Annotated in this window: 12 protein-coding genes; 2 read left to right on the forward strand and 10 right to left on the reverse strand. The window is 59.0% G+C overall.

Features of this window, described 5'->3' with window-relative positions:
* Positions 1-39: 39 nt before the first annotated feature.
* From HKX41_08485 to HKX41_08500, 4 genes are all read right to left on the reverse strand, one after another.
* The gene (locus HKX41_08485) at positions 40-2,253 is read right to left on the reverse strand and encodes a primosomal protein N' (protein ID NNC24192.1); all 2,214 of its coding nucleotides are present in this window, start codon (positions 2,251-2,253) and stop codon (positions 40-42) included.
* A 314-nt stretch (positions 2,254-2,567) separates the two neighbouring features.
* Positions 2,568-3,965, reverse strand: coding sequence for an NAD(P)(+) transhydrogenase (Re/Si-specific) subunit beta (locus HKX41_08490; protein NNC24193.1), 1,398 nt, complete (start codon positions 3,963-3,965; stop codon positions 2,568-2,570).
* A gap of 76 nt (positions 3,966-4,041) precedes the next feature.
* A complete protein-coding gene (locus HKX41_08495) occupies positions 4,042-4,326 on the reverse strand; it encodes an NAD(P) transhydrogenase subunit alpha (GenBank protein ID NNC24194.1) in 285 nt (94 codons plus the stop codon).
* A 55-nt stretch (positions 4,327-4,381) separates the two neighbouring features.
* On the reverse strand, positions 4,382-5,554 hold the full coding sequence (locus HKX41_08500) for an NAD(P) transhydrogenase subunit alpha (protein ID NNC24195.1): 1,173 nt from the start codon (positions 5,552-5,554) through the stop codon (positions 4,382-4,384).
* Positions 5,555-5,770: 216 nt separating this feature from the next.
* On the opposite strand from HKX41_08500, the gene HKX41_08505 reads away from it, so the two are divergent.
* The gene (locus HKX41_08505; GenBank protein NNC24196.1) at positions 5,771-6,658 is read left to right on the forward strand and encodes a phosphotransferase; all 888 of its coding nucleotides are present in this window, start codon (positions 5,771-5,773) and stop codon (positions 6,656-6,658) included.
* 120 nt (positions 6,659-6,778) lie between these two features.
* Here HKX41_08505 and HKX41_08510 read toward each other — a convergent pair whose 3' ends face one another.
* The 3 genes from HKX41_08510 to HKX41_08520 all read right to left on the reverse strand — a co-directional run bounded on the left by HKX41_08510 (position 6,779) and on the right by HKX41_08520 (position 8,181).
* Positions 6,779-7,126, reverse strand: coding sequence for a hypothetical protein (locus tag HKX41_08510; GenBank protein NNC24197.1), 348 nt, complete (start codon positions 7,124-7,126; stop codon positions 6,779-6,781).
* 246 nt (positions 7,127-7,372) lie between these two features.
* Positions 7,373-7,903 carry a GNAT family N-acetyltransferase gene (locus HKX41_08515; GenBank protein ID NNC24198.1) on the reverse strand — a complete coding sequence of 177 codons (531 nt, stop codon included), beginning with the start codon at positions 7,901-7,903 and terminating at the stop codon, positions 7,373-7,375.
* Entirely contained in the window at positions 7,903-8,181 is a 279-nt protein-coding gene (locus tag HKX41_08520) for a hypothetical protein (protein NNC24199.1), read from the reverse strand. Before HKX41_08520 ends, HKX41_08515 begins: the two co-directional genes overlap by 1 nt.
* Before the next feature lie 617 nt (positions 8,182-8,798).
* Here HKX41_08520 and HKX41_08525 point away from each other — a divergent pair.
* Complete coding sequence (locus tag HKX41_08525) at positions 8,799-9,980, forward strand: acyl-CoA desaturase (GenBank protein NNC24200.1); 1,182 nt, start codon at positions 8,799-8,801, stop codon at positions 9,978-9,980.
* 79 nt (positions 9,981-10,059) lie between these two features.
* Here the strand turns inward: HKX41_08525 and HKX41_08530 are convergent, their stop codons facing one another.
* The 3 genes from HKX41_08530 to HKX41_08540 all read right to left on the reverse strand — a co-directional run bounded on the left by HKX41_08530 (position 10,060) and on the right by HKX41_08540 (position 13,078).
* Positions 10,060-11,685 (reverse strand): peptide chain release factor 3, encoded by a 1,626-nt coding sequence (locus tag HKX41_08530; GenBank protein ID NNC24201.1) that lies wholly within the window; start codon positions 11,683-11,685, stop codon positions 10,060-10,062.
* 267 nt (positions 11,686-11,952) lie between these two features.
* Positions 11,953-12,225, reverse strand: coding sequence for an acylphosphatase (locus HKX41_08535; GenBank protein NNC24202.1), 273 nt, complete (start codon positions 12,223-12,225; stop codon positions 11,953-11,955).
* 28 nt (positions 12,226-12,253) lie between these two features.
* Positions 12,254-13,078: a ParB/RepB/Spo0J family partition protein gene (locus HKX41_08540; protein ID NNC24203.1), complete on the reverse strand. Its 825-nt coding sequence runs from the start codon at positions 13,076-13,078 to the stop codon at positions 12,254-12,256.
* Between the last annotated feature and the right edge of the window lie 135 nt (positions 13,079-13,213).

Below are 13,213 nucleotides of genomic sequence, written 5' to 3' on the forward strand. Positions count from 1 at the left end.
GTGCCAGGGCGGCTGCGCCATAATCGGGCACTGTTTGAGTTATAAAAGATTGACCGGGTCGACGTCGAGCGACCAGCGCACACGGTTCGGATTGGCGTTGGCGATTAGCCATTGTCTGAGTTCGGTCAGCGTTCGGTGCAGCGCTCGGCGGTTGTCGGCGCGCAGTAAAAGCTGCGATCGAACGCGGCCGGCGCGGCGCTGCATCGGCGCGGGAGCGGGGCCCCAGCATTCGACGCCGGTGGTTACGGCGATCTGTTCGGTCGCACGCTGCAACAGCGCGTCACACTCGGCGTAGCCGCGGCTATCGGCGCGTACCAGCGCCAGCCAGCCGAACGGTGGCAGACCGGCTGCGTGGCGTTCGGCTAGTTCGGCTTCCGCGAATGCCGGATAACCGCTTGTCAGCAATGTGTCGAAAAACGGGTGATCAGGATGGCGTGTCTGTAGCCAGACTGCCCCGGGGGTCGCACCACGCCCGGCGCGACCGGCGACTTGCGTGAGCATCTGCGCGAGTTGTTCACGGGCGCGGTAGTCGGACGAGAATAGCCCGCCGTCGACGCCGATCACCGCCACGCCGGTCAGATTGGCGAAATCGTGGCCTTTGGCCAGCATCTGGGTGCCCACAAGAATCCGGGTTTCGCCACGGGCGACAGCGGCCAGCTGCGCGTCCAGTTCGCCCGCCGCGGCGACGGCGTCACGGTCGAATCGCGCTAGCGGATAAGCGGGGAAATGCTTGGCAAGTGTATCGGCAACACGCTGGGTGCCGGCACCGAAGGCCACCAACTTGCTATTGCCACAGGCGGGGCAGCTGGCGGGTGGCGCCGCACTCGCGCCGCAGTGGTGGCAACGCAGCGTCCGACCGTGTTTGTAGAGTGTCATTGGTGCGTCGCAGTGGTCGCACGGCATCGTCCAGCCGCAAGCGTGACAGCCGAGAGCCGGCGCAAAGCCGCGCCGGTTGACGAATACCATGACTTGGCCGCCAGCTTCGAGATGTTCGCCAAGATGCGACAGAAGTGGTGCTGACAGGCCCCCATCTAGCGGGCGCGAACGGATATCGATACGTTCGATGCTCGGCGGCCGCGCGCCGCCGGTGCGCTGGCGCAATGAAACGTGTGTGTAGCGTTTGTCGCGTGCGTGTTGCCATGTCGTCAATGCGGGTGTTGCGGAGCCGAACCAGATCGGCACGGCTGCGTCGCGCGCGCGTTTCGCAGCGACATCACGGGCGTGATAGCGCAGCCCTTCCTGTTGTTTGTAGGACTCGTCATGGGACTCGTCGACTACGATCAGGCCAAGTCGTGGCATGGGCGTGAACACCGCCGAGCGAGTGCCGAGGACAATATCGGCACGACCGTCGATTGCCGCGCGCCAGGCTGCGGCCCGCTCGGCTTCGGTACGGCGCGAGTGTAGGACGGCGAGCCTGGCGTCAAAGCGTGCTAGCACGCGATCGATCATCTGGCGTGTCAGGCCGATCTCGGGCACGAGATAGAGGATTTGCCGGCCGGCGGCGAGCTCAGCAGCCATCCGGGCGAAATACAGTTCGGTCTTGCCGCTGCCCGTCACGCCCTCGATGACCGTGGGGCGGAAGCCGGTTGACTCGATCCCGAGTGTGTCGAGTGCTGACTGCTGGTCGGCCGTTAGTCGCGGTGGCTCGGCAGTCGGCTGACCGATTTCCACGTCATCGCCGGCGGCGACACGCGTGACGAGCTGTTTGTTTTCGAGTGCGCGGAGATGTGTCGACGCCTGCTTAAAGCTTCGCCCAACGTCGGCGGTGCGTGTGGGGGCTTTGTGTGTGGCGAGCCAGTCGAATATTGCGCGTTGTTTGGGCGCATTCTGAAGCGTCGCCTGGTTCGAAGTGTCGATACCTTCGGCGATTTGCCACGCATCCGGTCGGTCTGTACGCGTGGCGCTATCGACGCGCCGCAGACGGGCGGGTAGCGCGACTGCGAACACTTCGCCAAGTGGGTGATGGTAGTAGCGCGCGCACCATTCGATAAGCGACACGATCGCTGGTGACAAAAGCGGCTCGGGGTCGACGAGCCGCTCGACGCTGCGAAGTTCCGCTGGTGCGAGCGGACTGGTTACATCGGTTTCGACAATAACGCCGATGATGCGTCTTCCACCGAGCGGGACGATAACGCGGGCACCTGATGTAACCGTGGCGTCGTTGTCGGCCAGTCGGTAATCCAGTGCTGTGGTGAGCGGCACCGGCACAGCGACACGAACAATCCGCGACGGAGTCTCGTGCCCGTTGCTCAACGGTCACAGCCTGTGGATAAGTCAGTGGATAAAATGCAAGCCCGGATAATATTTTTTTGTTTAAACGACTTGCCGGACTTGCAAGGCACAAATAATAGGTAGTAAAAACAACTAGTTATAGATGTCATGCCCAGCCCGCGGTTGCTCGAAAGTCTTGCGCGTCGTATTGGGGCCGTGTGGACAAACCGGCATGCTTTATGCGTTCAGCCGGCATGTTGGGTCGGAAACTTGCCTGTAGCGACAGGCGTTGGATATGGGTCGGCGCCGATGCGTTTTGATGCATCGGCGCCGACCGAGCGAACGCTGCCGGTTGCTTAGAGTTCCTTCAAGCCAGTGGACAGGTCCGAGCAGACCTGTTTGGCATCGCCGAACACCATGCGGGTGTTGTCGCCGAAGAATAGCTGGTTGACCACGCCGGAAAAGCCGGTGCCTCGGCCACGTTTGATGACATAGACTTCCTGCGCCGAGACGACATCGAGAATCGGCATGCCGTAGATCGGGCTGGATTCGTCAGTTTTGGCCGCCGGGTTGACGACGTCGTTGGCGCCAATGACCAGGGCAGCGTCGGCTGCGGGGAATTCCGGGTTGATCTCTTCGAGATCGTAGATCATGTCGTAGGGTACGCCAGCCTCGGCCAGCAGCACGTTCATATGGCCGGGCATACGGCCCGCGACCGGATGAATCGCGAATTTGACCTCGACGTTGTGTTCGTTTTTCAGAATCTGGCAGAACTCCCAGAGCTTGTGCTGCGCCTGGGCGACCGCCATGCCGTAGCCCGGTACGACGATCAGCTCATTGGCGTAGGCAAAAGATGCCGCGGCGTCGAACGGTTCCACCGATTTCATTTCGCCGTCGACCGCTGTGCCTTCGCTACCGTCGTCGCTGCCGAAGCCGGCGAAGAGGACGTTGGTAAGCGAGCGGTTCATGGCCGAGGCCATTAGCCAGGTCAAAAGCGAGCCGGCTGCGCCGACGACCATACCGGCGATGATCATTGCCGGGTTATCGATCACAAAGCCTTCGAAGGCCACTGCCAGGCCAGTGAAGGCGTTGTACATCGAGATGACGACCGGCATGTCGGCACCGCCGATCGGGATTGTAAGCACGATCCCGAAAATGAACGAGACCAGGAAAAACAGCGTGACCAGCACGGGCGCGCTGACGCTCGAAGTCATCGTCCAGATGCCAAGCAACAGGATCAGCACGAGCAGGCCGATGTTGATCAGCTGTTGCCCTGGTATCCGGAATGCTTTGTCCAGTTTGCCTTCGAGCTTGGCCCAGGCGATCAGCGATCCGGAGAACGATACCGCGCCGATCAAGGCGCCAAGTACGGCCATGACAAGCGGTGCCAGGCCGTGCAGGAATGCTTCGTGTGAGTAGAGTTCGACCAGCGCGATCGCGGCCGCGGCACCGCCGCCCATACCGTTATAAAGCGCGACCATTTGCGGCATCGCAGTCATCTGGACACGCTTGCCGCTCACCCAGGCGCCGATACCGCCGATGCCCATGGCCAGGATCATCAGCAGGTAGTTCCACCAGGCGCCCTCGATGGCTGGGTGGAAAAAGGTGAAAACCACCCCGATGCCCATGCCAGCGCCGGCCCACTTGATGCCGCGCGGTGCGGTGCGCGGCGAGCCCATCTGCTTGAGGCCGTAGATAAACGCGATAGCGGCCACGAAATAGCTGATGTTGACGACGTAGTACCAAGCACCCATAGCTGTTATCCCTGTAGGCCCGCGCGGTGCGACTGCCGGCGCGGGCTTGATTGTCTGATCGTTTCTTTGAGAGTGGTTAGTCGTTCGACGACTTGAACATGCCGAGCATACGGTCGGTGACCACAAAGCCGCCGGTCACGTTGCCAGCGGCCAGAATGACACCGATAAAGCCGATCAGCGTTTCCCAGAAGCCGCCAGCGTTGCCAAGCGAGACCATCGAGCCGACCAGCACGATGCCGTGGACGAAGTTGGAGCCGGACATCAGTGGCGTGTGCAAGATTGTGGGCACGCGGCCGATGATTTCGTAGCCGGTAAATGCGGCCAGCATGAAGATATAGAGGGCGACAAATCCTGTAATCACGAGCTACTCCCGGGCAGTGTTGGGCGTATGGGCCAGGCGATCGGGCCGGCTGCGTCTATTGCTCGCCGCTCAACGCGTTGCGAGCTGCATCCGAGGCCGGTTCGCCATCGCGTGTGAGTACGGCGCCGTCGATCACGGCGTCGTCCCAGTCGATAGCTAGATCGTGCATCTTCGTGCCGCGTTGGGCCGCACTCTGGTCCTCGGCTTCAGTCAGCATAAGTGACAGCAGATTGGCAAGGTTTTGCGCGTACATTTCGCTGGCGTGCTCCGCGAGCAGCGCCGGCACATTGGACGGGCCGATTATCGACACGCTGCCGTAGGTGACAGTCTTGTCAGGCTCGGTCAATTCGCAGTTGCCACCGCCGGATGCGCCGAGGTCCACGAGTACAGAGCCTGCTTTCATGCCGTCGACCATGGCTTTTGAGATGATCTTGGGCGCTGGCTTGCCGGGCACCGAGGCCGTGGTGATGACCGCGTCGGCGTCGGTCATGTTGTCCGCGAGCATATCCTGTTGTTTTTGTTTCTCGTCGTCGGTCAATTCACGGGCATAGCCACCTTCGCCTTCGGCAGTCACGCCTTGAGCGATGAGAAATTCTGCGCCGAGCGACTCGACTTGTTCTTTGGTGTCGGTCCGCACGTCGTAGGCAAAGACCTTCGCGCCCAGTCGATTAGCGGTTGCAATCGCTTGCAGACCGGCTACACCAGCGCCGATGACGAGCACCTTGGCCGGGCGGATCGTACCGGCCGCCGTTGTCAGCATGGGCAGAAAACGTGGCAGTGACTCAGCGGCGATCAGCGCGCATTTGTAGCCGGCCGCCGCGGCCTGGGACGACAGTGCGTCCATTGATTGCGCGCGTGTAATGCGTGGGATCAGCTCCATCGCGAAGCAGGTCACCCCCGCTTTTTGCATGGCCTCGACCACTTTTGGATTATTGTGGGCCTGCACAAAGCTGATCAGAACGGCGCCGGAGCGCATCTTGGCGATTTTGCTCGGTGCCGGTGGATTGACGGCCAGAACGACATCAGCGCCAAAGACATCTGCCTCGCGCGATGTAATCGTGACGTTGTCGCCAAAATCCTGATCGGGGATGCGGCTCGCTTCGCCGGCACCTTGCTGGATTTGTAGATCCGCGCCGAGCCTGGCGAGCTTGGCCGCTACTTTCGGTACCACGGCCACGCGTGTTTCGCCGCTCACCGTCTCTTTGGGGACTCCGATCGATATACTCATAAACTCCCTTAGTCACGACCGCCGGTCTGACTGGCCGTTTACCGGCCTGATCGGTTCGAAGTCTAACGTATTTGTCAGCGACTGCGAACGGGTATCGGGCCGCTCCGAGCTGGCGGTCGCAGGTCATTATTATGTGTGGCCAGAGCTGGGGGTGGTGTCATCTGAAAGTCGCGGGTTGTGGGTATGAATATGCCCAGTAGCGGTTACACTGCGTGCATGAGAGATTGGCCGGCGATTCGCGCCGCTCTTGAGCACCAAACCGGCGCCTCGCTTACCGACGCGCATGTGCAGCCGGTTGGCGGCGGCGATGTGAGCGACAGCTTTTGCGTTGACGCCAAACGGCGGCGACTGTTTGTCAAACGGGAGCCGGCCAGCAATGCGGACCGTTTACACGCTGAGGCCGCGGGGCTCGATGAGCTGCGCCAGGCAGCGCAGATCCGCGTGCCCGAAGTGTTGGCGGTAGGCGCCACAGAAGCGAGTGCTTATCTGGCGCTGGAGTATGTCGACCTGTGCTTGCCGGATGAGGACGGGCCGGCGCGCCTCGGTGATGCGCTAGCCGAGATGCACGATATCGTTTCGCCTACCTACGGTTGGCGGCGTGATAACTATATCGGCATGAATCCGCAGAGCAATCACGTGACCGGCGATTGGGTCGAGTTTTTTCGTGAAAACCGGCTGCGGGTGATGGTCGATGCACTGGCGATGGAGTTCCCGACGCTGGCCGCGCGCAGTGACCGATTATTAACATCGCTTCGGGGGCTGGTCTGCGATCATCAACCCGAGGCAGCGCTCGTTCACGGCGATCTTTGGGCCGGCAACGTCGGCTTCGATTACCGTGGAACGCCGGTGTTGTTCGACCCGGCCGTGTATTACGGCGATCGTGAAACAGATCTTGCGCTGGCCGAATTGTTCGGCGGGTTTTCGCCGCTGTTTTTCGAAGCCTACTGGCGTGCATGGCCCATGCCGTCCGACTATCGGCGTGTTCGGCGGCCGCTATACCAGCTCTACCATTTGCTGAACCACGTCCGGCATTTCGGCGCTGGCTTCGTGGACCGCAGTCGTGTGGTCGTCGATGGGCTGTTGGCCGAGATCGCGGACGGCTAGGGGAAGGCCAGCGTAAGCGGCCCAGCGATTAGTGCCGGATGCAGGGTGCTTTGCACTGGGGTGCCATCGCCCATTGCCTAAAGCGCAGTCGCGCTTTGGGCGGTTAACTACGGTTTCTTCTCAGGTTCTATCGACAGTTGAGACGCACTCACAAGGAACCCAGCCTTCCTTGCCATCTTGTTTCTTGACCCAGAAAAAATCGCTTTCCCCTAAAGCGACGTGCAAAAGTTCATCTGGAACTATAGTGAGCTCGATTGCATTAAAAATTCGATCGATACGCCAGCCATCGCTGGACCGCGTCAGCCAATTGAGCGGAGTCCATCCGGAGCGTCCATCTGTGCCCGTGCACCAAACCCAACCGGGAATATCTGTAAATTTGTCAAAATCTGGCGTTACCGAGTCGTCGGCACTAACGCAAATGGGATTTGCGTAAGGCTGCTCATATGCTTCGATTACTACGGCTTCCATCACATATCACCTAACGTGTCGGTTCAGGCACGCACAAAAGCGCTGCCCCGAGCTGGAGCGCACAAGAAAGGCGATGCATTTTGTGCATCACCTAGCGCCGACGGGAAGATCGAGGGACAGTCTGCTGGATTGTTTATCGCCGTTGTTTCACTGCCCAGCGTTGAATTCAGTATTCTGTCCCCAGGACTCCTGCCCTAGAACTCCAATATCAAGCGGTCGGCGCGCTTTTCTTCGCACCATGCCGGACTAGTTAGTCGTGCTGATCCAGAAGCGCCGCATTATGCAGGAATGCATGTCCGACCAGATTTCGCTTTCGAGAATGCCGCCATTCTTGCTGATTGCCTGCTCTGAGCCTACGTTGCCTTTTTTGCAAGTCACAAGAACGTTCTCTATTCCCTGGCGTCGAGCCTCCAATACGGTGCAGCGGAGAACCTCCGTGGCGCATCCTCGAAGGCGTGCGGTTGGCCGTACGCCGAAACCGATATGCCCGCCGACCTCTTGTAAGAACTCGTTTAGCCAATGACGCAAGTTTGAGACTGCCACGACCTCATCCGAAGCCCCCAATAAGAAAAAGGTCGAGTGGGGCACATGCCCCTCACGCAGATTTTGCCCACAAGCCTGCTGAGAAAGGCGCGTGACATACGCCTCAAAGTCGCTATCTACGTGGTCGAGCACCCATGGCACCAGAACCTCATCTCTATCCTTAAATTCCTGAACAAGGGATCTGACACTTTTCTCATGTTGCACATCGGGCCGAACTAGCTTGGGGGTGCTCATCAGGCCACAGCCGGGTGTTGGCTTGAAAGCTGGCACATCCGCTTCGAGACGCCGGGCGTTTTGATTGATGTATGCACCGAGTCGCTGAAGGCGATGGCCTTTGCTTCCTCCATGTTCTTCGTCTGAATCAGATCAACGCCGCCAGACTTATCCGTGAATGGCCTGGCAGGCTCGAGTTGCCTTTTTTCCCTGAGGCCATCAAGGAACGCATAGTGCGCCTCGATTAAGGATGGATCGAGCTGAGGTGTGCGAAAGCTCGTAATTAGGTGCTTAAACATTTGTTTTCCTTTTTTGCACCAACTGCCTAACGCTTGAGGTGAGCGGCGCAAAACCGCGAAGTGGTTTTGTGTCCGATCCACCAACTTGTTAGGCGCAATCTGCCGCTATACGGATCATGCCAGAGGATGTCTGGTTGTGGATCGAGAGGCAATATATTGATTTATTTATCGCCGCCGTTTCCATTGCCCAGCGTTGAATTTAGTAGCCCGCTCCTGGGGTCAGCTGGCTTCAGGCACAACGCCCATCCCGCATCCGACGTGTCGAATGGGACGGAAAAGCGGCGAACGCCTCAGGCCTCGGCTGTCGAGTTGCATGATTGCTGTGGGCGAGGTGGGCCGCCTAGTGTTTGGCAGTGTCGGGGCGCATCGTGGCTTGATCTGGCGGGAGGTCGTCAATCACAGGCGTGCGGATAGCCAGCACCGTGTCATGCGAAGCGAACTGACCCAGCCTCACTCAGAGTCAAAAGCCGATTGTGCATCCGCAGGCTCACTCGATGCGTATAAGCACGTAGGCGGGTTGATTTACACAGTATCTCGCCGCATGCTTGAGGGTAAGTCGTCAATCGCGATACGTGAATCGGTGGCGGCTGCATATAAACATTGAGGTAATCGTCTCCATGAACGACGAACGTGAGTATCCGGAGAATCCGGAACTTGATGACAGTTTCAAATGGCTTGATTTCATGCCATTCGTGTTGCTCCACGTTGGGCTTATCGCCATCTGGTGGACTGGTTTTACGCTGACATCGATACTGCTTTGTGTCGGTTTGTATGTAACGCGTGTATTTGGCATCACGGGCGGTTATCACCGGTATTTTTCGCATCGCGGGTACAAGACAGGCCGTGTTTTCCAGTTCGTGATTGCGTTCATGGGCGCATCGGCTTTTCAGAAAGGGCCGCTGTGGTGGGCTGCTAAGCATCGTGAACATCACCGCGAATCAGACATGCCGGCTGACGCTCACTCGCCGCGTCACTACGGACTGGCCAACGCGCATGTTGGCTGGGTGTACCGGAAAGCGCGTAACCACGCGGATCTGGATCTGGTCAAAGACTTCTCCAAGTATCCCGAGATTCGCTGGCTGGATCGTCATCAATATCTGCCGGGGCTGCTGCTGGCCGTGGCCTGTGTGGCCATTGATGGCTGGGCCGGACTCGTAGTGGGCTTTATGTTGTCGACTGCGTTGGTGTATCACGCCACGTTCACGATCAATTCGCTCGACCATATGATTGGCCGCCAGCGTTACTTGACCGGTGACGACTCACGCAACAACTGGCTGCTGGCCCTGTTCACGATGGGCGAGGGGTGGCATAACAACCACCACTACTATCCAGCGGCCGCCCGCAACGGGTTTTTCTGGTGGGAAATCGATCTCACCTATTATCTGCTAGTCGGCTTGTCCAAGCTGGGCATCGTCTGGGATCTACGGCAGCCGCCGCAAACGATCCTGGCCAACGAAAAAGCGCCGACGCAAAAGGTCATTGATAAATGCGCCGTCTATATCGCTGACGGGTTCTCGGTCGAGCATATTAGTGCGACCGTGCGCCAGCGTTGGGAAGGCAGCCATGTTCTCGACGATTTACGCTACAAGGCGGTCCATAAATGGAGTGACGCCGAGGCCTATATCGCGGAGATGGAATTGCCGGGATTGCCTAACTTTGAACAGTTGCGAAACCGCGCACACAGCAAGTTCAAGCTACGCCATTCGGGGCTCGAGCACGCGATCGAGCGGGCACGGGAATTGCTGCACGAAGCGGTCGCCTATCGTTTGCTCGAACGGCTTCGAGCCGAGCCTGTCTGAAGGACACGCACGACGGCGTTAAAAACAGCGACTGCGACAGTCGCGGAATAACGCCGGGCCGTTTCGGGGTCCGGCGTTATTAGCGTCGGCCGGTGTGCTCGCGGGTATCGGAAAATGTCAGCTCGGGCCAACGATCGCGTGTCAGATCGAGTTTGACCTGCGACGAGGCGAGATACACCAGCGCACCGCTGTGATCGAATGCAACGCCTTCGGTTAGCTTATCCCGAAAGCGTTGTAGTTCGGCACTCGGCCCGCTAACCCAGCGGGCGACCGTCACTGGCACACCTTCGAAAGTGGCCGACACGCCGTACTCGGCGCGCAGACGCTCGGCGACCATATCGAACTGCAGTGTGCCGACAGCGCCCAGGATGACGTCATTATTCGCGGTCGGTCGGAATACCTGCGTCGCACCCTCTTCGCAGAGTTGATTTAGGCCTTTATGCAGGGCCTTGGCTTTGAGTGGATCACGTAGCACGACGCGTTGGAACAATTCCGGCGCGAAATTGGGGATGCCGGTATAGGCGAGTGGTTCGCCTTCGGTAAAGCAGTCGCCGATCGCGATCGTCCCGTGGTTGTGTATACCGATGATGTCTCCTGGCCAGGCTGTATCCGCAGCGTCGCGCTTGTTGGCCATGAAGGTCGTCGCATCGTTGATGCGGATCGTGCGATCAGCGCCGACGTGGTAAAACCGCTTGCCGGGCGCGTAGTGGCCGGCACAGACCCGCATGAACGCGATGCGGTCGCGGTGTTTCGGGTCCATATTGGCTTGGATTTTGAATACGAACCCGGATAGTGCGGTTTCATCTGGCTGGACGGTGCGTGATTCGGTAGCACGCGCCTGCGGCATGGGGGCGTTGCTGCAGAAGTCATCGAGTAGTGGTGTAACCCCAAAATTGCTGACTGCGGAGCCGAAATAGACGGGGGTTAATTCGCCGGCTAGATAACGCTCATGGTCGAAGGTCGTTCCGGCTGCCTGCACGAGCTCGACTTCCTCGTAGAACGTGTCGAATGCGTCACCGGCGATTTCGGCAAGCTTCGGGTCATCGAGGCCAACGACTGGGATGATTTCTGGATTGCTCTGGTCGTCGGCGTGGCTGAACAGGTGGACAGTGTTGTCGTCGAAGCGAAAGACGCCCCGGAAGTTATTGCCCATACCAATCGGCCAGGTCACCGGCGCGCATTCGATACCGAGCGTTTGCTCGATCTCGTCGAGAACCTCTAACGGTGGACGACCTTCACGGTCGAGTTTATTGACGAATGTAAATATCGGTGTGGTCCGCAGGCGACAGATTTCCATGAGTTTAATTGTGCGCGGCTCGACGCCCTTGGCGGCGTCGATCACCATCAGCGCTGAGTCGACTGCGGTCAGCGTACGGTAGGTGTCTTCGGAAAAGTCCGCGTGCCCGGGTGTATCGAGCAGATTGATAATCCGATCGCGGTATTCGAACTGCATGACTGAGGTGGTGACCGAAATACCCCGCGATTTCTCCATCTGCATCCAGTCGGATGTCGCATGCCGCGTGGATTTGCGCCCTTTAACGGTGCCGGCAAGGTTGATGGCGCCACCGAACAACAGCAGCTTTTCGGTCAGCGTGGTTTTACCGGCGTCGGGGTGCGAGATGATCGCGAACGTCCGTCGGCATGCTGCGGCATCGCCCGTTGTTCGGTCGGTAGCGGGGTTTAAATCGGCCGATGGATTGGCCATATATCGAACCTGTGGATGATTATTGCGGCAAATCGGCTGTAAGCCTCATCACCTAATAATTAGGTGGCAAAAAATTTGCATGCACGTTACACCGAAATTATACTGATATTGGCAAATGGTTTCCCCCCTTTATCATTTGCTTTTGGCGGCTTCAGCCGTTGGCTGGCCGCCTGACGGTATCGCTTACCCCCTAGCGATATCGTTTTTTGCTGGCTTGGAGCGCATAATGCTCCAAGCCTTTTTTATGGCACCGCGTTGTGCGTTGAATCAGCGTATTTTGAAGCCGTCGGTATTGGGCGAAATACCGTTTTCCAGTGGTGTCAGGCCATCGACACGTGCGCCGGGTGGACCCGTGGTCAGCCAGTTTTGGAGTTGAGTCAGCGCGGCGTCATCGCCTTGGGCGCAGACTTCGACATTGCCGTCGGCTCGATTGGCGACCCAGCCGGTGACGCCGAGTGCTTGGGCGCGTTCGCACGTGGCCGCGCGAAAACCAACGCCTTGTACAACGCCGCTAACCATTAGATGTATCGTTTGACTCATCGTCGCTTTACGTTTGGGTGTCTGTCATTTAGTTGGCTTGATAACCGAGTCTGGCGAGTAGGCCGTCGAATTCCTCAAGTGAATTGAACCGGATGCGTAACTCGCCGCGGCCGGTCTCGGCTTGATAGGAAATGTTGGCGTCGTTGCCGAGTTCGGCGCTTAATCCGCGAGCGAGTTTCGCGAGTTCGTGCTCGGTCGTATCAGCGTGTTGATTGTCGTTAGGCGCGTTCGATTCACGCGCGGCGGTTTCAAGCCGGCGTACACTCCAAGCGTGGCCTATCGCGCAACGGCCGAGCTCGATTTGGCGTGCGCGTGTCAGCCCGGCCAATATCTTGGCGTGGCCGAGAGATAATTGGCCGGCGTCGACCCAATGTTGAACATCGCTAACAAGCTGCGTCAGTCGTAGGAAATTGGTGACGAACTCTCGGGATTTGCCGATCCGGCGGGCGATGAGGTCGTGTGTCAGTCCGAAATCATCGGCCAGGCGCGCCAACCCCCGGGCGGTTTCCATCACGCTGAGCGATTCGCGTTGAAGATTTTCGACGAGGCCAAAACTGCTGGCTTCGGCGTCGTCGAGGTCGTCGCGCACGATGGCGGGTAGGCCAGTCAAACCGGCCCGTTGGGCTGCCCGCCAACGCCGCTCACCGGCTATCAGGCGATAGGTCTGCCGGTTGGTCGAACGCACGACAATCGGCTGCAATAGCCCGATGCGGGCGATCGAGTCGGCCAGCTCGTCGAGTGCGGGCTCATCGAAATGCTGCCGGGCCTGATTACGGTCGCGCTCGATCGCGCTGAGCGCGATGTGTCGAGTGCCGGCCGATGTGCTGCTGTGTCCGGGCTCGTCGTCGACCATGCTTGATTATGCCTGTTATCGCACTGGCGTGATTACCACGGTGTAAGTTGTCACCATCCTTGGCGGCACGCACAATAGTTGCAATAAGCTTCGGTGGGCGTTCCGCATTCGGATCCAGCCTGCCACTTGGGGCCA

This window comes from Salifodinibacter halophilus, from assembly GCA_012999515.1.
In the GTDB taxonomy this organism is placed as follows: domain Bacteria; phylum Pseudomonadota; class Gammaproteobacteria; order Nevskiales; family Salinisphaeraceae; genus Salifodinibacter; species Salifodinibacter halophilus.